This window comes from Gordonia abscondita (assembly GCF_032711245.1).
Lineage (GTDB): Bacteria > Actinomycetota > Actinomycetes > Mycobacteriales > Mycobacteriaceae > Gordonia.
Genome location: NZ_CP128986.1, coordinates 554,874 through 579,288, shown reverse-complemented (window position 1 = coordinate 579,288; position 24,415 = coordinate 554,874). Strand labels below are relative to the sequence as shown.

At 65.4% G+C, this 24,415-nt stretch carries 19 protein-coding genes and 1 pseudogene; 11 read left to right on the top strand and 9 right to left on the bottom strand.

Annotated elements, in window-relative coordinates:
- Positions 1-16: 16 nt before the first annotated feature.
- Positions 17-3,574 (top strand): transcription-repair coupling factor, encoded by a 3,558-nt coding sequence (gene mfd / locus MP11Mi_RS02640; protein ID WP_420712860.1) that lies wholly within the window; start codon positions 17-19, stop codon positions 3,572-3,574.
- A 50-nt stretch (positions 3,575-3,624) separates the two neighbouring features.
- Here the strand turns inward: mfd and MP11Mi_RS02635 are convergent, their stop codons facing one another.
- Positions 3,625-4,188: a TIGR03086 family metal-binding protein gene (locus MP11Mi_RS02635; RefSeq protein WP_420040776.1), complete on the bottom strand. Its 564-nt coding sequence runs from the start codon at positions 4,186-4,188 to the stop codon at positions 3,625-3,627.
- A 153-nt stretch (positions 4,189-4,341) separates the two neighbouring features.
- Between MP11Mi_RS02635 and MP11Mi_RS02630 the strand changes: the two genes are divergently transcribed.
- A complete protein-coding gene (locus MP11Mi_RS02630) occupies positions 4,342-5,214 on the top strand; it encodes an AraC family transcriptional regulator (RefSeq protein WP_420040775.1) in 873 nt (290 codons plus the stop codon).
- A 24-nt stretch (positions 5,215-5,238) separates the two neighbouring features.
- On the opposite strand, the gene dapA is transcribed toward MP11Mi_RS02630, so the two are convergent.
- Complete coding sequence (gene dapA, locus MP11Mi_RS02625; RefSeq protein ID WP_420040774.1) at positions 5,239-6,159, bottom strand: 4-hydroxy-tetrahydrodipicolinate synthase; 921 nt, start codon at positions 6,157-6,159, stop codon at positions 5,239-5,241.
- Positions 6,160-6,232: 73 nt separating this feature from the next.
- Between dapA and MP11Mi_RS02620 the strand changes: the two genes are divergently transcribed.
- Both MP11Mi_RS02620 and MP11Mi_RS02615 read left to right on the top strand, forming a co-directional pair.
- The gene (locus MP11Mi_RS02620; protein WP_420040773.1) at positions 6,233-7,132 is read left to right on the top strand and encodes a LysR family transcriptional regulator; all 900 of its coding nucleotides are present in this window, start codon (positions 6,233-6,235) and stop codon (positions 7,130-7,132) included.
- Between the two features lie 116 nt (positions 7,133-7,248).
- Positions 7,249-8,400 (top strand): MazG nucleotide pyrophosphohydrolase domain-containing protein, encoded by a 1,152-nt coding sequence (locus MP11Mi_RS02615; RefSeq protein ID WP_420040772.1) that lies wholly within the window; start codon positions 7,249-7,251, stop codon positions 8,398-8,400.
- A 9-nt stretch (positions 8,401-8,409) separates the two neighbouring features.
- On the opposite strand, the gene MP11Mi_RS02610 is transcribed toward MP11Mi_RS02615, so the two are convergent.
- Complete coding sequence (locus tag MP11Mi_RS02610; protein ID WP_420040771.1) at positions 8,410-8,880, bottom strand: DUF3427 domain-containing protein; 471 nt, start codon at positions 8,878-8,880, stop codon at positions 8,410-8,412.
- A gap of 622 nt (positions 8,881-9,502) precedes the next feature.
- On the opposite strand from MP11Mi_RS02610, the gene MP11Mi_RS02605 reads away from it, so the two are divergent.
- Positions 9,503-10,849, top strand: coding sequence for an HNH endonuclease signature motif containing protein (locus MP11Mi_RS02605; protein WP_420040770.1), 1,347 nt, complete (start codon positions 9,503-9,505; stop codon positions 10,847-10,849).
- A 23-nt stretch (positions 10,850-10,872) separates the two neighbouring features.
- On the opposite strand, the gene efeB is transcribed toward MP11Mi_RS02605, so the two are convergent.
- From efeB to efeU, 3 genes are read right to left on the bottom strand one after another with little or no spacing between them, the layout of a single operon-like run.
- Positions 10,873-12,156, bottom strand: a complete 1,284-nt coding sequence (efeB, locus tag MP11Mi_RS02600; RefSeq protein ID WP_420040769.1) for an iron uptake transporter deferrochelatase/peroxidase subunit — start codon at positions 12,154-12,156, stop codon at positions 10,873-10,875.
- Positions 12,156-13,379, bottom strand: a complete 1,224-nt coding sequence (gene efeO, locus MP11Mi_RS02595; RefSeq protein ID WP_420040768.1) for an iron uptake system protein EfeO — start codon at positions 13,377-13,379, stop codon at positions 12,156-12,158. The genes efeB and efeO overlap by 1 nt, the downstream gene beginning before the upstream one ends.
- A gap of 39 nt (positions 13,380-13,418) precedes the next feature.
- A complete protein-coding gene (gene efeU / locus MP11Mi_RS02590; protein ID WP_420040767.1) occupies positions 13,419-14,339 on the bottom strand; it encodes an iron uptake transporter permease EfeU in 921 nt (306 codons plus the stop codon).
- A 397-nt stretch (positions 14,340-14,736) separates the two neighbouring features.
- Here efeU and MP11Mi_RS02585 point away from each other — a divergent pair, with 397 nt between their 5' ends.
- The 5 genes from MP11Mi_RS02585 to MP11Mi_RS02565 all read left to right on the top strand — a co-directional run bounded on the left by MP11Mi_RS02585 (position 14,737) and on the right by MP11Mi_RS02565 (position 18,947).
- Positions 14,737-15,486, top strand: a complete 750-nt coding sequence (locus MP11Mi_RS02585) for a lytic transglycosylase domain-containing protein (RefSeq protein ID WP_420040766.1) — start codon at positions 14,737-14,739, stop codon at positions 15,484-15,486.
- Positions 15,487-15,582: 96 nt separating this feature from the next.
- Positions 15,583-16,866 carry a phosphopyruvate hydratase gene (eno, locus tag MP11Mi_RS02580; RefSeq protein ID WP_420040765.1) on the top strand — a complete coding sequence of 428 codons (1,284 nt, stop codon included), beginning with the start codon at positions 15,583-15,585 and terminating at the stop codon, positions 16,864-16,866.
- 13 nt (positions 16,867-16,879) lie between these two features.
- Entirely contained in the window at positions 16,880-17,482 is a 603-nt protein-coding gene (locus tag MP11Mi_RS02575; protein WP_420040764.1) for an FtsB family cell division protein, read from the top strand.
- Positions 17,479-17,991, top strand: coding sequence for a DUF501 domain-containing protein (locus tag MP11Mi_RS02570; protein WP_420040763.1), 513 nt, complete (start codon positions 17,479-17,481; stop codon positions 17,989-17,991). The genes MP11Mi_RS02575 and MP11Mi_RS02570 overlap by 4 nt, the downstream gene beginning before the upstream one ends.
- Positions 17,988-18,947 carry a Ppx/GppA phosphatase family protein gene (locus MP11Mi_RS02565; protein WP_420040762.1) on the top strand — a complete coding sequence of 320 codons (960 nt, stop codon included), beginning with the start codon at positions 17,988-17,990 and terminating at the stop codon, positions 18,945-18,947. Before MP11Mi_RS02570 ends, MP11Mi_RS02565 begins: the two co-directional genes overlap by 4 nt.
- A 288-nt stretch (positions 18,948-19,235) precedes the next feature.
- Here the strand turns inward: MP11Mi_RS02565 and MP11Mi_RS02560 are convergent.
- The 3 genes and pseudogenes from MP11Mi_RS02560 to MP11Mi_RS02550 all read right to left on the bottom strand — a co-directional run.
- A pseudogene (locus MP11Mi_RS02560) lies at positions 19,236-20,042 on the bottom strand (MFS transporter); the annotation flags it as partial.
- Between the two features lie 95 nt (positions 20,043-20,137).
- On the bottom strand, positions 20,138-21,220 hold the full coding sequence (locus MP11Mi_RS02555; protein WP_420040761.1) for an LLM class flavin-dependent oxidoreductase: 1,083 nt from the start codon (positions 21,218-21,220) through the stop codon (positions 20,138-20,140).
- 33 nt (positions 21,221-21,253) lie between these two features.
- Positions 21,254-22,357, bottom strand: a complete 1,104-nt coding sequence (locus MP11Mi_RS02550; protein WP_420040760.1) for an acyl-CoA dehydrogenase family protein — start codon at positions 22,355-22,357, stop codon at positions 21,254-21,256.
- Positions 22,358-22,780: 423 nt separating this feature from the next.
- Here MP11Mi_RS02550 and MP11Mi_RS02545 point away from each other — a divergent pair, with 423 nt between their 5' ends.
- Positions 22,781-24,415 (top strand): ABC transporter substrate-binding protein, encoded by a 1,635-nt coding sequence (locus MP11Mi_RS02545; protein WP_420040759.1) that lies wholly within the window; start codon positions 22,781-22,783, stop codon positions 24,413-24,415.

Genomic DNA, 24,415 nt, shown 5'->3' with positions numbered 1-24,415 from the left:
TATCCCTGGGACGACTCTGTCCGGACTGACCGCCCTCGCTCTGCGCGACGATGTGTTCGCGCAGATCAGGGAACGGGCGGCGCGGCCGCGACTCGATGTGAGCGCGCCGGACGCGGTGCGGCCGTTCCTGGTGGCTGCCCTGGCGGAGACAGACGAAGCCCCGGTCCTGGTGGTAACGGCGAACGGTCGGGAGGCAGACGATCTGACAGCCGAGCTGTCGGAGTTGCTGCCGGATCGTGAGTCGGTCGCGCAGTTCCCGTCGTGGGAGACCCTCCCACATGAGCGATTGTCACCGAGCGCGGACACGGTCGGTGCGCGACTCGCGGTCCTGCACCGATTGGCTTCGCCTGCGCAGTCTCCACTCGCGGTGGTCGTGACGACCGTTCGGTCGTTGGTGCAGCCGATGGCGCCCGGCCTCGGCGAATTGCGCACGCTCACCCTGTCCGAAGGCGTCGACTTCGAGTTCGACGGTCTCATCGAACAACTCGTCGAGATGGCGTACGAACGTGTCGACATGGTTGGGCGACGCGGCGAGTTCGCGGTGCGAGGAGGCATTCTCGACGTCTTCCCGACGACAGCCGACTACCCGGTGCGCGTCGAATTCTGGGGCGACGAGATCACCGACATGCGGGCGTTCTCGGTCGCCGACCAGCGCACCCAACCAGAGATCGACTGTTCGTCCGTGCAGATCCACCCGTGTCGTGAACTCGTCTTGACCGCGGATGTGAGAGAGCGGGCCGCCGAACTGGCCGAGTCGACATCCGACGAAGCGTTGCGTGAGATGCTGGCGAAGCTCGCTGAAGGCATGCCCATCGACGGCATGGAAGCGCTGATCCCGGCGCTCGTCAACGGCGAGATGCAACTACTCACCGAGGTGATGCCCGCCGGCGTTCGCGTGCTGATCCTCGACCCGGAGAAGGTCCGTACGCGGGCCGTCGACCTCGCGCGGACCGGCGAAGAATTCCTGGAAGCGTCGTGGAATGCGGCGGCCCTCGGTGCGGATGCGCCGGTCGACGCGCGCGCCATCGACTTGACCGCTAGCGCGTACCGGCCGATCGGCGAGGTCGAGTCGATCACCGTCGGCGCAGGTCACTCGTGGTGGACGTTGAGTCCGCTTGCGGCGGGCGACGGCGAAGAACTGGTGTTGGACGTCGAGCCGGGGCCGATGCCACACGGCGACGAGAAGGAACTCGCCACCCTGATGACGTCGTTGCGCGCCCAGCTCGCATCTGGTGGTCGGGCTGCAATCGTGGCCGCGGGGCGCGGTACGGCGATGCGCTTCGTCGAACGACTCGGTGAAGCCGAAGTGCCTGCCCGGCTGATGGAAGACGGTGGCGAGCCGCCCGCCGACGCGGTCGGCGTCTACCACGGAACACTGCGGCGCGGACTCACCCTGGGTCTCGGGTCACCGAGCAGCACCGGGTTGGTCATCGCGACCGAAGCCGACATCACTGGTGCGCGCGTCACCGGCGTGAAAGATGGTCGGCGGCTGCCCGCGAAGCGTCGTAACCAGGTGGATCCGCTGGCGTTGGTCGCCGGCGACATGGTGGTCCACGACCAACACGGAATCGGCAAATTCGTCGAGATGATCGAACGGACCATCTCGGGTGCGCGCCGCGAATATCTAGTCATCGAGTATGCACCCGGCAAACGCGGACAACCTGGCGATCGTCTGTTCGTGCCGATGGAAGCACTCGACCAACTGTCCCGCTACGTCGGCGGCGAGCAGCCGTCGCTGAGCAAACTCGGCGGGTCCGACTGGGCGAACACGAAGAAGAAGGCGCGCAAGGCCGTCCGCGAAATCGCGGGCGAACTCGTCCAGTTGTATGCGGCCCGCCACGCCGCGCCCGGGTTCCCGTTCAGCCCGGACACCCCATGGCAGCGCGAGATGGAAGACGCGTTCGACTACACCGAGACAGTCGACCAGATGACGGTGATCTCCGAGGTCAAAGCCGACATGGAGAAGCCCGTCCCGATGGACCGGGTCGTCGTCGGCGACGTCGGATACGGCAAGACCGAGATCGCGGTCCGCGCCGCATTCAAGGCGGTACAGGACGGCAAACAGGTCGCGGTCCTCGTGCCGACCACGATCCTCGCCGGACAGCACATGCAGACTTTCACCGAACGCATGGCCGGTTTCCCGGTCAAAGTTCGAGGGCTGTCGCGGTTCACCGATCCGGCGGATTCGAGAGAGATCCTCGCGCAGATGGCGGATGGCGAAGTCGACATCGTCATCGGCACCCATCGGCTGCTGCAGACCGGTGTCCGGTGGAAGGATCTCGGGCTGGTCATCGTCGACGAGGAGCAGCGGTTCGGTGTGGAGCATAAGGAGCACATCAAGGCGTTGCGCACGCACGTCGACGTGCTGACGATGTCGGCGACGCCGATCCCGCGAACCCTGGAGATGTCGATGGCGGGGATCCGCGAGATGTCGACGATCCTCACCCCACCCGAAGAACGCCACCCGGTCCTCACCTATGTCGGCGCGTACTCGCCGAAACAGGTGGCTGCCGCGATCCGCCGCGAACTGTTGCGCGACGGCCAAGTGTTCTTCGTACACAACCGGGTATCGACGATCGACAAGGTAGCCCGCGACCTCGCCGCGATGGTCCCCGAGGCGAGGGTCGTCGTCGCGCACGGTCAGATGGGCGAAGACCAGTTGGAGAGCACTGTCGACGCCTTCTGGAACCGTGAGTACGACGTGCTGGTGTGTACGACGATCATCGAGACGGGGATGGACATCTCGAACGCGAACACGCTGATCGTCGACCGTGCCGAGAACTTCGGGCTCTCGCAACTGCACCAGTTGCGTGGGCGCGTCGGGCGTTCCCGCGAACGCGGTTACGCGTACCTGCTGTACAGCGGCGACAAGCCGTTGACCGAGACCGCATACGACCGCCTCGCGACCATCGCGCAGAACAACGAGCTGGGTGCAGGCATGGCCGTCGCGTTGAAGGATTTGGAGTTGCGCGGCGCGGGCAACGTGTTGGGCGCCCAGCAGTCCGGTCACGTCGCGGGCGTCGGCTTCGACCTTTACGTGCGGCTGGTCGGTGAAGCTGTCGAAGCGTATCGGGCTGCCGCGGACGGTAATCCGGTGCAGACCCAGGAGTCGACGGAGGTGCGGATCGACCTGCCGGTCGACGCTCACATCCCCACCGAGTATGTCGAAGCGGACCGGCTGCGGTTGGAGGCGTACCGGAAGCTCGCGTCGGCGAGCAGCGACAGCGACGTCGACGAAGTGCTCGTCGAACTCGCCGACCGCTACGGGCCTCCGCCGGTCCAGACGCAGCGTCTCGCAGCGATCGCCCGGTTGCGCCTGCGGTGCCGTGAGCGCGGAGTCGCCGAGGTCGGGTTGGCCGGCCAGTCGGTGAAGGTCGCGCCGATGATCCTGCTCGACAGCCAGCAGATCCGCCTCAAGCGGATGTTCTCGTCGGCGCAGTACCGCGCCACTACGCACACTGTGACGCTCCCGATCCCGCGAACCGGCGGTGTCGGGTCGCCGCGGCTGCGCGACACGGAACTGATCGACTACGTCGTCGGCTTCCTGCAAGCGATCGCACCGTTGGAGGCGTGACCGGCGACGTCAGCCGCGTCGCCCGCGTACCCCGAGTGGGGACATTCCACTCACCGCATTGGGCGCCGTCCGGACAGTCCGACGAGACGCTCCAATGGTGTGGCTGACTCGTCTACTGGGACGGCAGTAGCGAACGCTTTGCCGTCGCCTTGGAAGTCGGGTGTCAGCATTGCGGGCGCGAAAGCCAGTGATGCTTCGACTGCTTCGTCGTCGGGATTCCAGTCGAGGCCTGCCGCTTGGGCGAGGTCCCATCCGTGCATCTGGTACTCCCACAAGATCATTGACGCGGCCATGTCGCCGGGCATCCCGGATTCACCGATGTTGAGGGGATGGGTGAGCGCGCCCGGGAGCACCTGTCGGAGTCGGCCCGCGGCAGCGCGGACCTGTTCTCCGCCGCTGCCCGTGACGGTGACCGCGTTGGCGTCGCCGCACGTGTGGTCGGCGGCGACGAAGCCGTCGGCGAACGCGGTGAGCCATCCGACGATGTGGTGTCGGAGGGCGGCAACGTCGAAGTCTGTGCAGGGTGTGGGTGCGTTCGGCGGAGTGTCGGCTGCCTCGTCGAGCAGGTCGGCTAACTGGTCGAAAGTGCGGATGAGGGCGGCTGACGTGTCCATGTGTTCGACGTTACGACCGAGCCGCGTGCATCCTCTTGAAGATTCGCGACACGTCCGCGATCAAACCGACACCGCTCAGCGCGAGCGACGCTCACCTGGTGGTTGCTCAGGCTGACCGGTGTTGGTTTGCTTGTCGCGGGTTACGCTTCCTTCGTGCGCGCCGACGGTTCTCGCTCTTCGTTCGACGGGCACACACGTGGCATTCTCGAACCGGCCCGGATGTTCGCCGTAGTCGACTTCGACAGGTATCCGGCGCGGCCGGAACTCGAGGGACTAATCGAGTGGTTCTGGGCGGTTCGCTGGGATTTGCCTGCGGGGCAACGGCATCGGCAACCAGTGCTCGCTACTCCGGCGGTGAACGTCAGCGTCGGAACGTCGCCTGCGCCGGGCGACGATCCGCCTCCCGGTCCGTATCCGTTGGCCGCGAAGTTCAACGGCGTTACGACTGAGGTCACGGTCCGGTCGTTGAGCGGGAGCGGGTGGAATGTCGCCGCGAAGTCGGCGACCGGCGGGTTCGGCGCGTGGATCGACGACGTCCAGGCAGTCAACGACTCCCATCTGGACTTGGCTGCCGTCCTGGCCGTCGACCACAGGCTGCCGGTCCGGGTCGCCGATGGCCCGTGGGGGCCCGACCGAGCGGCACCGATCGGAGACGAGCTAGTCAGACTGTTGGCTGACCGTCCTCGGGCTCGTATCGATCGCGCGCGCGAAGTGTCGACGATCGCTGCCGCTGTCGAAAGCGATCGGACGATCGCCACGGTGAGTCAGGTGGCGTCGATCGGCGGAATCACTTCTCGCACGTTGCAGCGGATGTTCACCTCGTGCGCAGGTGTATCGCCGACCTGGGTGATCAGACGGTTCCGTCTCATCGATGCGGCCGAGCACGTCCGTGATGGACGGTCGCCCGACTGGGCGCAGCTCGCCGCCGACCTCGGCTACGCCGATCAAGCCCATTTGACGCGGGACTTCACGGCGACCATCGGGGTGTCGCCGGGCGCGTATGCGGCGGCGAACCGAACTGCGTGAATAGCCGGCGGCTCGACGACACCGTCAGGCGGATCGAACTGGAGCCTCCGTGTGCACGGCCAACGCGGCCACGATCTGCCCGGCCTCGTCGGATGTCGCTTCGGTGAGCGGCGGGCGGACCGTCGCGTGGGCGATGACACCGAGCTCGCGCAGGGCGACCTTCGCGGCGACGGCTCCGCCGGTGGCGATCGAGTTCAATGCGGTAGCGGCGGGGATCAGGTCGCGGTTGATCTCGCGAGCAGTCTGCAGATCGTTAGCGGCGACGGCGTTGATGAGCGCGGCGTTCGCGGCGGAACGGACCGCGCCCACGACGCTGACGACTCCGGTCGCTCCCGCCGACAGGTACGGCAGGTTGAGGCCGTCGGTTCCGCAGTAGAACGCCATCGGGCATTCGGCCATCACGGCCATGGCTTGTGCGATGTCGCCGGTTGCGTCTTTGACCGCGAGGATCCTCGGGTGTTGGGCGAGTTCCATCAGTGTCGCTGTCGCGATGGGGAGGCCGGTGCGGTGTGGGACGTCGTAGAGCATGACGGGCAGGTCGGTGGCGTCGGCGACAGCGCGGAAGTGGGTGGCGACACCGATCTGCGATGGCCGCGAGTAATACGGGGTGACGACGAGGAGGGCGTCGGCACCTGCTGTCGCGGCGAGACGAGCGCGGCGGATGGTGGAAAGCGTGTCGTTGGTGCCGACTCCGGCGATGATCCGGGCACGGCCTTTCGCCTTCGATGCCGCCAGTCGGATGATCTGTGCCAGTTCGTCCTCGGACAGGGTCGGCGACTCGCCGGTGGTTCCGGCGACGACGATGCCGTCGCAGCCGTTCTTCACCAGGTGCTTCACCATCGCCTTGAACCCGGACTCGTCGATCGAATAGTCGGGGTTCATTGGGGTCGGGACGGCGACGAGGTTGGTGCCGAATGAGTGGGCGGCAGCGGGCGCGAGCATCATGGCTTCTATTCTCGCGGTGATCATCGTCAACGACAAGCGAACAGTTCTACGTCACATTGATTACGATCGCTTCATGATTGATGTGTCGGCTTTACAGGCTCTCCGGGCGCTCGCGGATCTCGGGACGATGAGTCGGGTCGCCGACGATCTGGGGTTCACCGCGTCGGCGATCTCCCAGAAGATCAAGCGGCTCGAAGCGGAGGTCGGCGTCCAACTGGTGTCGCCCGCGGGACGTCGCGTGGTGTTGACGGCGGCCGGGCGGGCGCTGGTCGAGTCGGTGCCGGGTGTCGTGCAGGCGTTGGAGCAGTCGGTGTCGGCGGCGAGGTCGGCGGACGCCGGGGTGCCGCGCGGAACGTTTCGGATCGTCGCGTTCTCGACGGCGGTCCGCGGGATCGTCGCACCGGTACTGGCCGGGTTGGCTGTCGACTATCCCGATCTCCGTGTCGAAATCGTTGAGGGAGACCCGGTTCCGGCGGTGTACGCCGTCGAGTCTGGCGGCGCGGACCTCGCGTTGGTGCACGACGCGGACGGTGTGCCGACTCCGGTGTCGCCTGGTGTTCGACCGTCGTTGCTGCACACCGACGTCGGCGACCTAGCAGTTCCCGCCGGGCATCCACTCGCACAGTCTCGCGAGCCGATCGGATTGGCCGATCTCGCGGGCTGTCGGTGGGTGACGAGTCCGCCGGGGACGGTCTGCCACCAGTGGTTCCAGCGAATGTTTGCCTCGAGTGCCGCAGAGCCCGACGTGGTGCATTCGGTCGATGACTTCAGCACGCAGATGGCGCTCGTCGCATCAGGTGATGTGGTCGCGTTGATCCCGCGTCTGGCGCGTCCGGCTCCGCCTGCGGGAGTTGAGATCGCGTCGTTGAAGCAGGCTCCGCGCCGGGTGGTCCATGCGGTGTGGCGCCGTAGCGGTGAGGACGATCCTGCCTTGCGTGCCGTCGTCGCTGCGCTGGAGGCGGAAGCGTCGTAGCGTTCTGCGCCGATCGGGTGGAGTTCGAGATCCCCCAACTGCGCGTTGGCGCAATGTCTACGGTCGATGACCGACTAAGGTCGTCCTGACAGAGTTTTTTCCGGGGAGGAGTGCACATGCCCGTCGTTCTGCTCGATCCTTCGCGGCCCGACATGGTGCCTGCGGGTGCCGTCGGGTTGATGTCGGGAACTATCGCCGTCACAGAGGAGGTTCATCCGAATCTGTTGTGGCAGTTGCCCGACTATGTTCTTGTGGGCGACAACGCGCAGAACTTCGATGTGCTTGTTTCCTCGGACACGCGCCATCCGGCGGTGCGCGCACGGATCGACGCCGGAGAGCGCGTCATTCAGGGCGAGCCCGTTAAGGGCAGCACGATTCTTCGTGCCGTCGATTTGATGGACCGGTTGCGGCGGACGGGGCCGTGGGAGCAGCGGCAGACTCACGATTCATTGCGGCGGTATCTCGTCGAAGAGGTTTACGAGTTGTTGGACGCGATCGACCACGGGTCGCGTGACGACTTGAAGTCCGAGTTGGGCGACGTGTTGCTGCAAGTCTTGTTCCATTCCCGGATCGCTGCGGACGGCATTGACGGGTTCGATATCGACGATGTGGCGCAGAGTTTCGTCGACAAGGTGTCGTATCGGACCCCCGGAGTGCTCGGTGGTGAGCACGCCGATTTGGAGCGCCAGATCAACGAGTGGGAGGAAGCGAAGGCGGCCGAACGTGAGGCTCAGCGGGGGAGCGTGTTGGACGGGATCGTCACCACGCAGCCCGCTCTCGCGTTGACGCAGAAGATCTTCGAGCGGCTCGCCGGCGCGGACTTCCCGGTCGCCGCCGTTAGCCCGTCGCTCTACCAGGTTGGCGTCCCGTTCCGTAAGCACGCGACGGTCAGTGTCGAGGACGAGCAGCGTCGGCGTGCGATCACCCTGATGGATCAGGTTCGGGCCGCCGAAGCCGCCGCCCGTGACGACGGTCTGTGGCTCACCGACGCAAACACGTGGCGCAAATACCTCGGCATGGACTACGACGAGATCGCTTTCGACGACGATCTCGACACCGGCGAGATCCCGATCGTCATCGCCGAAGGTGAGTGGATCGACGACGACGCCGACAGCGAGGCCGAGGACGACTATGAAGACGTTGCCGTCGACGTCGACCCGATCGACGCCGACAACGAGTCCGAGCGGAAGAACGTCGCAGACGTGAAAGTGCGCAAAGACGTGCCGGGGATCGTGGTGGTCGAGAAGTGGAGTGCGGAGGGGGAGTGAGCGGTTCGTCTAGCTCGCTGTTGTCCTTGTGTCGTGGAACAGTTCCGCCGGCATCTCGTGCGCTAACCTCCACGTGATCGAGATCGGACGATTGCCGCTGCAGTTTGCGATCGTTGCAGGGCCGAGAAAAGTGTAAGGACTCACCCCGTACTCGCTCGACGCGTGTGCTCTCACGAAGAGCAAGACAGTGCCGTCGCCGTTGATGTATCGCTGACCTGTCGGGGATTCCTGGTGCGTGGTCGACTGGGACTCCCAATGGAACAGCGACCGGTTGATTGGGTAGTCGCGGTACATCGTCGTCGGCGAGAACGACTTTTCGTTCTTGACGAGCGTCACGAAGAAGGCATCTACGTTCACGTGCTTGACGTACTTGACACCCTCCCGGAAGTTGCACGGTGACGCATCGAATCGGAGCTCGGCCAGGTCGAGTTGCGTATGCAAATCGTCCGTGAGAATCCGCTCGTAGATGCCTTCATCCATTCGACGAGTGTGGCAGATTCATCCGACAGTTCGGGCTGCGCGGGAACGCTTAATCATGCGCTGCTTAGGCCCTGAACCGGCCGGAACTGCCGTCCGTGAAGCGGGGAATTGTCGGCGCCAAGTGATCATCCCATGTGGTGTAGCGCAACGGGAGGTCGCCGTGTCTGTGTATCGCGTCAACGTCGTCGAAGTGGTCACATGGTCAGCGACGATCGAGACACCTCACGGATCGGATATCGAGGATCCGTTGGCGCCGCGTGCAGCCGAAGACGCGGCGCGGGACATCGCAGTCGAGATCCTGCCTGCAACTGCATCAAGCGCGACCGACTGGAGGCTTACCTGTGCGACGAACGGTTGGCAGGGACGAGGATCGAACGTACGTACTTGTCAGAGGTGAGTTGTACCATATTGGTAGTTCTCGGGTAGCGCCGGGGGCGGGGGTTGTTTGACAAGTTGATAACGCGCCGCAGTCCGGGCGAACCCGTTAAAGACCACTCGTTCCTCGGGGGAGTGTGCGAGCCGTGGGAGGAGTGCGGCGGCTTTGGCCGGGGTGGTGTCCCGGCAAGTCTTTGTCAGTGTTCGCGCACTGCTCACGGGCGGTGCCTTAGTGGAGGGGTATGCCATGTTCGCTACTGAAGTTCGAGCGTTCGCCGACCGGTTGGTCGACGAACTGGCGCCGCCGACAGCAGTCGAGACCGCGTCTGGGGATTGCGGCCGGTTGGTGTGTCGGCTTGATCGTGTGAGCACGGTCGGGGTCGATGACGCTGAGATTCTGTCGGCGATCGTCGAGGTCGCGCGTGCACGCAATGTCCTCGATGCCGCGCAGTCGGTGCTGGTGCGTGCTGCTGAACGTGCTGGGGTCCCGGCGCGTCGACGGGTGCGTTCGGCGGCGGGGTTGTTGACCGCGATCGGGGTCGCGCCGGCGGTGGCGCACCGCACGGTCCGCAACGGACGCCACGCTGACCGCCTAGAGGTGGTCGGGCGCGGTACGCGGGACGGATCGTTGTCGTCCGAGATGGCCGACGCCATCGGCAAAGGCGTCGCTCTGATCGAGCAGCGTGTCGACGTCGGTGAGGCGCAGCGTCAAAGGTTGGCACGCAAGCTGGTAGTCCACGCAACACCAGGCGATGTCGCGACCGCGGCACGGCGCGAAGCCATCGGCCTCGACGCTCAGGCCGGCGAGCCGGGTCAGATTCCGGTCGCGGAGAACGCGGGGTTGAACGAGATGTCGTTGACCGTCGCCGAGGACGGTCGGATCACCTCCACCATCGATGTGGACGTGCTCACCGGGGAAGAGTTGTACGCCGCCCTCGACCCGCTGTGCCGTCCGATTCCACTGTCCGATGGATCGCCGGATCCGAGATCGACCGGGCAACGGCGGGCCGATGCGCTCGGGCAGATCATCCGCACGTACCTGTCCGGGTCAGCGCGTCCCACCAGCGGAGGAGTGTTGCCGCACGCGACCCTGGTCGTCCCGGCCGTCGGGGATCGATCAACCGGCCCGGCCACCGATGGCGTCGCCCGTCTCGGGTTCACCGGGCCGGTCTCGTCGTCGACAGTAGGACTGGCGCTGTGCTCTGCAGCGGTGTCGGCGGTCCGGGTCGATGGTGAGGGTGTTCCGCTCGACGTCGGGCGTGAGCATCGGCTGTTTCCGCCGGGGATCCGGAAGGCGCTCGCGGTCCGTGATGGTGGGTGCGCATTTCCCGGGTGTGGTCGCCCGGTCTCGTGGACCGATGCTCACCACTGTGTCCCGTGGTCGCAGGGCGGGGACACGTCGTTGGGTAACGGCGTCCTGCTGTGTCGGATGCACCACGTGCACGTCCATCAGGGAGGGTGGGAGGTATCTATCGGCCGCGACGGGCATCCCTGGTTCCGGCAACCGGTCGATCCCGCTCACCCGAACCAACGACGCGAACTGTTGCGCTCACACGCCAGGCGGACCATGACCATCGAGCCGACAGCCGCCTGACGAGGGAACGGACAGGCAGCCGGTCACGAGAACAAGTGCTGGCCCCACCATTCGCCGGCCTTCACGCCTGGCGGCACCGCGAAGTTCGCGGAAGCGTTCGGGATCAGGTACTCGGTCATCGCGTCCTTGCGGGAGAGTTGATGCTGCATCGGGACGAACTGTTTGAAGCTGTCCCGGTTGTACGCGATGAAGAACAGGCCGGCGTCGAGGTGGCCGAAGCCGTCTGAGCCGTCGGTGAAGTTGTAGCCGCGCCGCAGAATCTGCGCGCCGTTGTTCTGATCCGGGTGCGCCAGCCGGACGTGCGCGGTGCGCGCGATCATCGGCGCACCGTACGAGGTGATGTTGAAGTCCGGGTCGTCGAACTCCGATTCCTGCCCGATCGGAGCGCCCTCGCCTTTCGTTCGGCCGATGACCGTCTCCTGCTCCGTCAAATTCTGGCGGTCCCACGGCTCGATATCCATGCGGATGCGGCGGGCGACGAGATAAGTGCCGCCCGTCATCCACTGTGCCGCAGGCGGATTGTCCTTCTCGGCGACCCACACGTGCTCGTCGAGGACATCAGTGTCCTCTGCGCGAACGTTCGCGGTCCCGTCCTTGAAACCGAACATGTTGCGGGGCGTGTCCTGTCCGCGCGTGGTCGATGACGTACGCCCGAAACCGAGCTGCGACCAACGCACCGACACCACGCCGACGCCGATTCGCGCCAGATTCCGGACCGCGTGCACGGCCACCTGCGGGTCGTTCGCACACGCCTGAATGCAGATGTCGCCGAACGAACGCGACGGCTCAATCTTCTCCGCCGCGAACGCAGGCAGATCGGCCAGCGCGGCAGGCTTACGCCCACCGATCCCGAAACGATCCGTCCGATTCGGGTCCGACGCACTCGGCCCGAACAGGCCGGGGCCGAACCCAATCGTGAGCGTGAGATGGGCGGGGGAGAGCCCGAGCGCCTCGCCAGTGTCGGCGGGCGGCGTGTAATCGCCTAAGCCCAGAGCACCGTCCTCGACGGTTTCCTCACCACGCGTCATACGCTCCGCGGCGACAGTCCACCTCTTCAACATGTCGACCAACTCGTCACGTGAATCGGTGACTACGTCGAACGCCGCGAAATGCAGACGGTCCTGCGCCTCAGTCGTGATCCCGGCCTGATGGTCGCTGCGGAACGGAACGGTCTGGTCGTCGGACGATGAATCAGCCGAACCAACACCGAAACCGCCCGCCGCACCCGCGACACCGCCGACGACCAGCCCCGCGCCCGCCGCCCCCAACACGGCGCGGCGTGAAACCGAACTCTCCCCGGTACCCACTACTTCTTCAGCACGATGCCGGGAACCTGCGACAGGCTCGCCGACAGCGCATCAATCTTGTCCGACAGCGCCTTCCGGGTGTTCTCGTCGACCTTGTCGTAGGAGACATAGCCGTCGCCCTCACGCAGCGCGTCGATCGCCGACCGGACCTCACCGAACTGGGTGGTGATCTTGTTCATCAGATCCGGGCTCGCCTTCGAGATCATCGGCTGCATCTCCGCGATCAACGTCTCAGCGCCGTCGATGTTCGCCGCAAAATCCCACAAGTCAGTGTGGCTGTACCGGTCCTCCTCGCCGCCGACCTTCGTCGCCGCGATCTCGTCGACCAACGCCTGCGGACCCTGCACGAACGACTGCGTCTGGAACTCGAAGTCCGGCTTGTTGACCTCGGTCTGCAGCGTCTTCACATTCGTCAGCAGCCCGTCGGCGATCTTCGCGATCGCCTCCTTCGTGTCAGCGGTCTTCGCCTGCGCGGCATCGGACGGGGCTACCTGGTCGCCTGCCTCGCCGACATCCGACGCCTGCGGCGCCCACAGGTACCGCTCGATCCGGTGGAAACCCGTGAACTCGACCTTGCCGTCCTCCGTGTCGTCCCAGCGCATGTCGACCATCGGGTCCAGATCCGGGAAACTCTCGGCGACCGGCTCGATCCGCTCCCAGAACGTACGCACCTGGCCGAACTGTGCGCGCGCAGCATCCAGATCGCCCGACTTCACCGCGGTCGTGAACGTCTCCGTCTGCGCGACGAGACCGTCCACCTGGCCGCGAACGTATTCGAGGTAACGAGCCTTCGCAGCCTCGACGTCGGCCGGAGCCTCACTCTTCTGCTTCTTCTCGCCCGACACCGTGATCTCTTTGCGGATGCCCTGGCCGACCATGCCCGGCTTACAGGCGACGGTGTACGTGCCCGGGTCGACGATCTCCACACCCAACTTGCCGGTCAGGCCCGGACCGATGTTCTCGACCTCACCGAGCACCCGGTTGTTGTTGCCGTACACATAGAATTCGGTGACCTTCGAACCCGAGTTCGTTACCGCGAAATCGACCTGACCGGTCTCCAGATCGGTGCTCGACAGATCACAGGCGTCCGCAGTCGACGTGACCGTGATCGCACCCTCACCATCAGACTTGGATTCACACGCTGCGAGTGCGATCGGAGTGGCAGCAGCCAGACCGATGATCGTCGCGGTACGAAGGCCGCGATACAGGGACGTGGGGGCCATAGGGGTTCCTTTCGGGGGTGAACTCGGCGAACGCGAGTATCAGGAGGAGGCGGGCTCGGACGATGCGACAGGCTTCGACTCGGGTTCCACCGACGGAGCGGAATCGGGACGCTTGGGCGACCGGCCGCGCAGAACGAACAGCGCGCCGACGACCACGATGTAGGCGACCCACACGACGGCCTGCAGGACCGTCGGCTCGGGGCGGAAGTTGAAGATGCCCTGCAACACCTCGCCGTACCAGGCGCTCTGGTCGTACCAGGACGTGATGTCGAAAGCGATCTCATGCAGGCCAGGAAGCCAGCCGTACACCTGCAGAGCCCGCACCCCATACGACGCGATGCCCGCTGCGACGACGATCAGGAACAGGCCCGTGTAGTAGAAGAACCGCGCGAAATCGATGCGGATGGCACCGCGATACAGCAAGAACGTCAATGCGACCGCGACCACGATGCCGATCAACAGCCCGAGTAATGGCCACGGACCGTTCGACGAACTCTCCGCGTAACCGACCATCAGTAGCGCAGTCTCAAGACCTTCACGCCCGACAGCCAAGAACGCGAGCCCCATGACCGCGGCCGGACCGGCGGCCATCGCCGTCGACAACCCCGACTTCAATTCTCCGGAGATGCTCGCCGACGCCTTCCGCATCCACAACACCATGAACGTCACGATCACCACCGCGACGATCGACGCAATGCCCGCGATCAACTCGGCGGCCAACGACGACACCGTCGACGTTCCAAACTGGATGATCAGAAACGTCCCGATCATCAACGCGAGGGCCGCCGCAACGCCAGCCCAGATCCACTTCAACGCGTCCCGGCGATCTGATTTGACCGCGAACGCAATCAGGATCATCACCACAATGCCCGATTCGAGACCCTCGCGGACACCGATCAATCCGCTGCCGAACATCTGAGTCGCGACAGACGGTGCGCCAGACGCGGAGAGGGAGATCATCGACAAATTCAGCTTTCATGAGGCAAGGCATGCCATACGGCAAAGTTTTACAATAGCCTCATCGGCTACGCGGGGTGAACACGCGGCAGGACTTTTCTCGCGAAGTGTGACTGACGGCTGCAGCAGACGCGGTGAACCGGTGTCATCGCACGTCATGGGCCTGTCAGCAAATTAATGGCCCGCGAATACTGGGGTGAGTACGTGCCGCGACGCCCTTCCGCCACAGCGAATGGGGCCAAGGGAGAACGTCGTTCGGCCGCGCAGCCGGTTGATCTCGCTCACACGAGAGACGCTAGTGGGAACCTCGGCGGGTCGTCTGGAGTTGAGTCAGTGATGTGGCACGCTGGTGCCCGACCCCGGCCGGGGTGCTCCATATGTCTGGAAGGACTGATCAGCTGTGTCGACGGCAACCAATCTTCGACGCGTCGCCCTCGCTGCGACGGCCGGACTGGCAGCCGTGACGCTGACCGCCTGCAACATCGAGATGCCGTGGGACGGGCCCGAGATTCCTGACGGCTTACCGCCCGGCCCGGGTATCCAGCAACCGTTCGTCGACATCCACGCCTCCGGCCGCACCGCCGACACACTGCACGAATGGGCGGCGCCCATCGCGAAAGACCTGGGCATTCCAGTGACCTCGATGGAGGCGTACGGCAACGCCGCCGAGATCCAGCGGCAGCAGCACCCCGAATGCGGGATCGCATGGACGACCATCGCGGGCATCGCAGGCGTCGAGACCAAACACGGCACGCACCGTGATGCGGACGTCGCAGCCAACGGCGACGTCCGCCCCGAGATCCGTGGCCCGCAACTCGACGGGACAGACGGCAACTGGGAGATCCGCGACACCGACAACGGGAAGATCGACGGCGACACCGAGTACGACCGTGCGGTCGGACCGTTCCAGTTCATTCCGACCACATGGAAGCGCTTCGGAGTCGACGCGAACGGCGACGGCAAAGCCGACCCCGACAACATCGACGACGCGGCACTCTCGGCGGCCCGTTACATGTGTGTGTCGGCAGACGGAGACATGACGACGCCCGAAGGCTGGGAGAAGGCGATCCTGACCTACAACAACTCGATGGACTACGTCCTGAAAGTCCGCAACCACGCGAACGCGTACTCGGTGAACGTCAGGTACTGAACCGGTCCCCGAGTCGGAGCCATTACCCTAGTAGACGTACCCGAAGGCGACGTCGCACGAGACGTCGGCACGACCATCTGAATGGGGCTGGAACAAGTGGCAATTATCGAGCAGGTTGGCGCGCGCGAGATCCTCGATTCCCGAGGAAATCCGACCGTCGAGGTGGAAGTGGTTCTCGGCGACGGTTCCTTCGGGCGGGCAGCGGTCCCGTCGGGTGCGTCCACCGGTGAGCACGAGGCCGTCGAATTGCGCGACGGCGGCGACCGCTACCTCGGCAAGGGTGTGCAGAAGGCCGTTGAAGCAGTCCTCGACGACATCGCCCCCGAAGTGATCGGCATCGAAGCCGACGACCAGCGCGTTCTCGACCAGACTCTCGTCGACCTGGACGGCACGCCCAGCAAGTCGCGCCTCGGTGCCAACGCGACCCTCGGTGTCTCGCTCGCCGTCGCACGCGCCGCAGCCGAGTCGGCAGGCCTCGACCTGTTCCGGTACATCGGCGGGCCGAACGCACACATCCTTCCCGTGCCGATGATGAACATCATCAACGGTGGCGCACACGCTGACAACGGCATCGACTTCCAGGAGTTCATGATCGCGCCGATCGGCGCGCCGACCTTCGCCGAGTCACTGCGCTGGGGCGCCGAGGTGTACCACTCGCTCAAGTCGGTGCTGCACAAGCAGGGCATGAGCACCGCACTCGGCGACGAAGGCGGATTCGCGCCCAACCTGCCGAACACGGAGGCCGCGCTCGACGTCATCGCCACCGCCGTCGGGAACGCCGGTCTGAAGTTCGGCAGCGACGTAGTCGTCGCGCTCGACTCGGCGTCGACCGAGTTCTTCACCGACGGTGCCTACCAGTTCTCGGGAGCCCCGAAGACGGCCGACCAGATGATCGAGTTCTACGCGAAGCTGATCGCCGAATACCCGATCGTGTCGATCGAAGACGGCCTCGCCGAAGACGACTGGACCGGCTGGGCCGCCCTCACCGAAGCGATCGGCGACAAGGTGCAGCTCGTCGGCGACGACCTGTTCGTCACCAACCCGGAACGTCTGGAAGAGGGCATCAACAAGGGCATCGCCAACGCTCTTCTGGTGAAGGTCAACCAGATCGGCACCCTGACCGAGACCCTCGACGCCGTCGCACTGGCGCACAACAACGGCTACAAGTCGATGATGAGTCACCGCAGCGGCGAGACCGAGGACACCACCATCGCCGACCTCGCGGTCGCGTGCAGTTGTGGCCAGATCAAGACCGGTGCGCCTGCGCGCAGCGAGCGCGTCGCGAAGTACAACCAGCTGTTGCGTATCGAAGAGGGATTGGGCGACGCCGCGCGCTTCGCGGGGGACCTCGCGTTCCCGCGTTTCAACGCTGACGCGTGATCAACTGATACGTATGGATGAATCGACGTCCGGGCGCGGTGGCCGGGGCCGAAGCGACCGCCGAAACAGCAGGTCTCGACGGTCACATCCGGTCGCACGCCGCGCCCGGAGTCGGTCCGACGATGATCTAGCCGCGCTCGCGGACGCCGTCTCGGCGCCCGCGGAGAAGGACTCTCCGGACCGAACGACGCGCGGGCGCGGCGGCGTCCGTCCGCCGAAGCGCGCCCTGGCCTCGCGCCTAGGCCACGTCGACCCGAAGCGGGCAGCCGTGATCACATTGGTCGTCGTCTTCCTGGCGTTGACCCTCGCGGTCCCCGTCCGGACGTATCTGTCGCAGCGCAGTGAGTTCAACGAACTGCAACAGGCCAATACACAATTGCAGAAGGAAGTCGCCGAGTACGAGCGGAAAGCGGTCGAGCAGAACGACCCGGCGTACATCGAGGCGAAGGCGCGCGAACGACTGCAGATGGTCAAGCGCGGCGAACGCCAGGTGATCCTGATCGCGCCGAACAAAGAACAGCAAGAAGCCGCGGAACGCGCCGAACGTGAGCGTGAAGCCAATCCGTGGTACCAGAACATGTGGGATGCGGTGTCGACACCGCCGGAGGGCAAGTGAGCGTTTCCGATGACGATCTCGCGGCCGTCGAGCGACAGCTCGGGCGGGTACCGCGAGGCGTTCTTGAAGTCAGTTACCGAACCCCGGACGGCGCGCCGGCCGTGGTAAAGACGTCGCCGCGTCTACCAGACGGGACGCCGTTCCCGACCCTCTACTATCTGACCGATCAACGGTTGACCGGTGCGTGCAGTCGCCTCGAGTCCGGCGGCGTGATGCGCGAGATGCAGGCGCGTCTGGCCGACGACGCCGAACTCGCGGCAGGCTACCGCCGCGCCAACGAGAGCTACCTCGCCGAACGCGATGCGATCGAATCGCTCGGCACCGACTTCACCGGCGGCGGTATGCCCGATCGGGTGAAATGTCTGCACGTCCTCGTCGCGCACTCGCTCGCGAAGGGGCCAGGCGTCAACCCGTTCGGCGACGAGGCCGTCGCGATGCTCGCCGACGTCGAGAAGCTCCGCGGTATCGCGGTCCCCGCCGACTGGCCCGCAATCGCTGGTACACAGTGACGCGTGTCGCGGCCGTCGACTGCGGCACCAACTCGATCCGCCTGCTCATCGCTGAATCTGGGGTCGACGGTTCGCTCGTCGACGTCACCCGCGATATGGAGGTGGTCCGGCTCGGTCAGGGGGTCGACGCAACCGGCGAGTTCGCGCCGGAGGCGATCGAACGTGTCCGCGCGGCGTTAGCCGACTACGTAGACGTCATGCTCGAAGCGGGCGTCGACCGGGTCCGGATGGTTGCGACGTCCGCGACGCGTGACGCCGCCAATCGGGACGACTTCTTCGCGATGACGGCGCTACTGCTCGGCGAGGTGCAGCCGGGTGCGGTCGCCGAGGTGATCTCGGGCGATGAGGAGGCGCGACTGTCGTTCCGCGGTGCGGTCGGCGGGCTGGATCCGGCGGACGGTCCATTCGTCGTGACCGACCTCGGTGGCGGCAGCACAGAGGTCGTGGTCGGGTCGGTGGTCGGTGGCGACGCCGTCGTCGCGGGCGCGTACTCGACGAATATCGGCTGTGTCCGACTCACCGAACGCGCGCTGCACTCGGATCCGCCGACCCTCGACGAGGTGGACGTCGCGGTCGGATATGCCCGCGACGAGTTGGCGAAGGCGTTCGCGGCCGTCGACGTGTCAGCGGCGCGCACCTGGGTCGGGGTTGCCGGGACTTTGACGACTTTCGCAGCATTGCACGCGGGGCTCGACCACTACGATCCCGAGGTCATCCACCATTCGCGGATCGGGCTGGCCGACCTGCACAAACTGTGCTCCAAGCTCGTCGCGATGACGCAAGCCGAGCGCCTGGATCTCGGCCCGATGCACCCGGGCCGTGCCGACGTGATCGGCGGCGGCGCCCTCGTCACCCAAGAGTTGGCACGCAACTTCGCCGACCGGGCTGCCATCACCGAGATGATCGTCTCCGAACACGACATCCTCGACGGAATCGCTCTCGGGCTGCTCGACTGATCGCACCCGACGCCGCGCGAGTGGAACGAGGACGGCCGCACCGGCGAGCGCGACTACGCCGGACACCGCGAGGAACCGCCAGTCTCCGAGCCAGGCACCGACGAGGGGACTGCCGGCTCGTGCCAGTGCCATCGGCACCGAGATGGCGGCGAGGACGCTCGCGAAGTGCGCGACGCCGAACAGATCTGCCACCATCGACGGCCGGGCTATGACCGCGACGCCCTGCCCCAGCCCGACGGCCGCGACGCACACCAGCGTGAGCGGGACCGATAATCCGACGACCGGCAGCAGAAGTAGACCCGCGCCCTGGACAGCGAACGCGACGGCCGATGCGGTGGCCATCGGCACGGTGCCGGCGAAGGCGGTCAACACCAAGCGAGACAACACCTGCAGCACCCCGATAGCGATCGGGATCGAGGTTGCGACCACCTCTGAATGGCCGACGTCGCGCAGATAGGCGACGACGAGGAGCAGGAAGGCGGATACCGACGCCGCCTGAGCGACGAACGCGACCAACAGCAGCCAGAAGTCCCCGCGCCGGAGCGCCGCCCCGACCCGAGTCCCCGGTCTACGTTGCATCTGGGACCGGTGATCGGCCCCGCTGGGCAGCGCGAACACGTGCGCCGGAACCGTGATCGCGAACATGATGAGGCCGAGCACGATGAGTGTTGTCCGCCATCCGAGCGCGCTGTTGAGCCACCCCATCAGCGGGTATACCGCATACGTGCCCAGTCCAGCGATCATCGTGATTGCCAGGATCGATCTGTCGCGGTGCTCGGATTCGGTGGCGACGACGATAACGGCGAACGCCGCCTCGTACGTCGACATGACGATCGATATGCCGATGAGGACGAAAGCGCCGTATACGACGGTGATCGTGGTGGCCTGCGACCAGACGATGACGCCGACGGCCCCTACTGTCGACCCGCCTGCCATGAGCAGGCGGCCACCGAACCGATCGAGCGCTTTGCCGACGGGGAACGCGACGAGCGCGCCGACGAGTGTCGACACGGTCGACGCTCCGGCAGCCGCGGCCCGTGAGACGCCGAGCTCGTCGGCCATGGGGTCCAGGACTACCGGCAGGATCTGGATCATCGCGATGTACCCGACCATGCTGGTCAGGGAGAACGTTGCGACGAGGAGTTGTCGTGATCCGGGGGTGCGCCAAGAGTGTGGTCGGACGTCGGCGATCACCTCCGCAGCAGCGGAAGGAGCTGGCGGCCCTGTCGCCGTATCTCGTCGCGGTACGGGGTGTCCGAGAGGACGAAGTGTGTGATCCCGAGGTCCTCGTAGCGCTGCAGAGTCTTCGCGACCTCCTCGGCCGACCCGACGATCCACGTGCTTCCCGCCCCGCCCCCGCCCACCCGGCCCGGCGCGGTGTACAGGTTGTCGTCCAGTACGTCGCCGCGTGCAGCCAGGTCGTAGAGTCGCTGCTGGCCGACCGCGTTCTTGCGGTGCGGGTTGTAACCGACCCGGCGAGTGGCATCGGTGCGGGTCTGCTGCTGCGCCATCTCCTCTACGCGCGCCTGCGCGTCCCGCCACGCTTCGGCCGAGGTGTCACGGACGACCGTGGTGACGCGCAGCCCGAATTCGAGCGGCGGCAGTTCGCGTCCTTCTGCGTTCTCGAGGTCGCGGAGCCGGTCGATGCGTTCGGCGATGTCATCGAGCGGTTCGCCCCAGAACAATTGGACGTCTGCTTGCTGCGCGGCGACCTTTTCGGCGGAGGCGGAGGCTCCGCCGAAGTAGATGGTCGGGTGCAAGCGGCCGCCTCGTCGCCGGATTCGCGGAACCACCGTCGAGTCCTCGACGGTGAAGTGCTTGCCGCGGTAGGTGACGTCCTCCTCCGTCCAGAGTTTTCGGGTCAGCTCGATGAACTCGCGGGTTCGTTCGTAACGGTCGGCCTGCACCCCGTCGGTGTCGCCGTATGCTTCGAGATGGTCTTTGCCGGAGACGATGTTGATTCGAAGCCGGCCTTCGCTGAGATGGTCGAGCGTTGCCGCGGCCGAAGCGAAGTTCGCCGGCCGCCAATATCCAGGACGTATCGCGACGAGCGGCTCGAACGTGGTGGTTCGTGCGGCGAGTGCTGAAGCGACGGTGAACGTATCTGGGCGGCCCCAACCGGTGCCGATCAATGCGCCGGAGAATCCGCTGTCTTCGAGCGCGCGCGCATGCCCGGCAAGCGTGTCCAGACTGTTGTGGTCGTCACCAACGTCGTCGCCGCGGTGGCCGGGGCTGACCTCGTTGGGGATGTACCAGAGGAACTGGGAACTCATCGGTGAGTCTCCGATCGTGTGGGGGATTGGCGGTCAGCGCGCGAGGTGGACGAGTTGCGCGTCGCGGATGTCGGCACGCTGTCCTTGAACCAGGACGAACAATGCGTTCCGTGCGTGGAGCTGGGCGGTGTTGTCGGCGGCGAGGGCGCGACCAGCTCGCGCGACGACGAGGGCTCGGCTGAGTGTTCCGAGCGCCTCAGTGGTCGCGACCTTCGTCGCGAGCCGTTCGTCGTGGCGATGAGACTTGTCGCCGACGACGTCTGCCTCGTCGGCGAGCATGTACGCCGTTCGACGGAGCTCGGCGACGCGCGGCCGCCACACACGTGCGACGTCGGCCGCGCGAGCGCTCCGATCGGCTGCCAGCTCGCCGAGGATCGCGGCGGCCACCCCGAAATGGTGGGCGCGAGCGTCGCCCGCCGCCGCTCGGTCGGCGACGTCCCAGGCGTGTAGCGGTTCGACGTCGAGCACGTTCTCGTCGGGCACGAAGACATCGTCGACTCTCACTCGCGCGGTGCGGCTGCCGCCCAACGCCCATAGGTCGAGTGGCGCGCCGCGCGTGCTTTCGCCGACCGGGACGATGGCGGTGACGACGCGCTCGGTTGCTGGATCGACGGCCGCTACGGTTAACGCGGAGTTCAAACCCCACCCGCTGACCCACGAGATGGTGCCGGCCAGGCGCCAGCCGGAGGCCACCCGGTGAGCGGTCACGTATCGATCGGGGTATCCGCGGACATCACTCAGCCCGGCACCGAGAAGTATTCGGCCGGAAAGGATCTCGTCAGCGAGCTCGCTTCGCCTGTTACCGGCGCTGCCGGTGGCCGCCAGCCGTCCGACGATGGGCGCGTGCTGTGCCCACACGAGCCAGGTATTCAAGCATGAACCAGACAGGATCTCATGCACACGTCGGTCGGCGACGCGGCCGAGCGCAGCGCCGTCGAACTGCACCGGTGCGAGGTGATTCAGAAGTCCCAGATCGGCTAGCTCGGCGACACGCTCCGCCGACACTCCATTCAGATCGGTGTCGAGCGCGGACGGGGCGAGCACCGTGTCGGCGTATCGGCGGACGCGCGCGACGAATGGATGGTCGTCGGCCTCGTCGACGGCGGCGGAGTTGTGCTCCGAGTAGGTGACAGTCATCCGAGGAAGTCCTTTCATCACGCGGGGCGGCGTGGACGGGGAGGGAAGACGATGAACGCGGCGGCGTGCGGACCTAAGTGGTCGGCGCGTGCGGGCGAGTCTTCGGACGAAAGCTACCCGCCGTGCATCGACATCGGCGACCGTTATGCGCGCCGTGAATCCAATGCCTGAGTAAGACGCCGAGAGATTTCAAGGGGTGCGTTCGACACGATGCCCGATACTGTCTTTCTCAGCAGGAATTCATGGACCCATCGGATCGAATCGGGTCGTTCACCGCCTTACCTGGCAATTCTTCATTCGACAGCTGATGCTGTCTGCACCCCGCGATCAGGTGCGAGTTTTCGACGCTAGAACTATCTGTGGCATTCGGGATTCCGCTGTCTTCCCGAATTCTTTGCGCGTGCGCAGCGAAAGGACAAAATCGTGATCTCGAACGCCTGGCGAAAGGCCGTAACGCTCGTCGCGGTCGGCAGTGTTATCGCGGCGCTCGCAGGATGTGGGCACCGCGTGGAAGGCGGCGGCCCGAGCGTCCCAACATATGGCGGCACGCTGACGTTCTACGATCCTGTGCAGTACGCGGCCTGGAATCCGACGAACTCGTTGTGGTCCAACAGTCAAGTCGCAAACAATATTGGCGAGCGCCTGATCTGGCAGGACCCGCAGTCCGGCGAGTACCGGCCGTGGCTCGCTAAGTCGTGGACGATTGGCGACGGTGGCCTGACATACACCTTCACATTGAAGGACTCGATCACCTTCAGTGACGGCACGCCACTTGACTCCGCCGTTGTTAAACGAAACTTTGACCAGCATGCTCTCGGTGATGAGAAACGTGGAATTGTAAAGGACCCGTTCTGGTCCGATTACGGCGGAACGCAGACTCCTGACGCTCAGACAGTGGTCATCAGATTGACTAAGCCGAATGCTGCTTTCATCCAATTCCTGTCCAACTATCGAGCGAGTTCTATTCTCGGAAACTCGTACCTCGATCGCGACCTGAACGGGCAGAGTGAGCTGACGAACTGGGTGGGGACTGGGCCGTTCGTCGTCGAATCCGTGAACGGAATCAACGGTGTGACGCTGAAACGGCGAGACGACTACCACTGGGCGCCCGACGGGTCGCAGCATCAGGGAAAGGCGTACCTGGACCGGATCGTCTTCAAGACGGTCGGCGAGGGTGGCGTGCGGGTCGGCGCGCTCCAAACAGGTGACGCGCAGATCGCCCGCAATATCGCGCCGTACGACGAGGCGTCGATAGCTGAGGCCGGCGGTCGGCTCCTAGCCGTACCGGTACAGGGCGAAACCAACGACCTCACTGCGACGCTCAACGAGTACTCACCGATCAGCGATCGCCGAGTGCGGCTTGCGCTGCAGGCCGCGACCGACCGTGAGGCGATCAACGCGACGGTGCTGTCGCCGAGCTATCCGATCCCGACGGGCGCCCTGGTGAAGGGCACACCGTTGCGGGCGAACTCGAGTCGGTACTTCACGTACGACCCGGTGGAGGCGAGGCGACTGCTCGACGGTGCCGGATGGAAGGTCGGGGCCGACGGTATTCGGGTCAAAGACGGTGAGCGACTGTCGATACCGCTCCGCGTCGCACCGTACTACCAGGTCTCGCAGTCAGTGCTCGAAGTCCTGCAATCACAGTGGCGCAAGGCCGGTGTCGAGGTTACGCTCACCAGCCCGTCACTCACCGAGTACGAAGCGCAGGCGGCCGAAGGCAAGGACTGGTTCCTGACGCAGGGCCAGAACTCGACTGCAGAGGCTGGCGTCCTCGGCATCAGCTATGGCTCCGACCGGCAGAACGTGCTCAAACAGTTGCCCGTGGACAAACGACTGGACGAGCTGATCGCCGCACAGGCGGCCGCATCGGACCCGGCCGAACGGACGAAGCGGATCGCCGACCTCGAGGACTACATCTTTTCGCAGGGCTACTCGATACCGCTGTACGACGAGACTCAAGTATTCGGGCTCGCCCCCAACGTGCACGGATTCACCACCGAGTCGACAGCCCGCTCGTGGCTGTACGACACCTGGCTCACCCAAGGAGGAAACTGA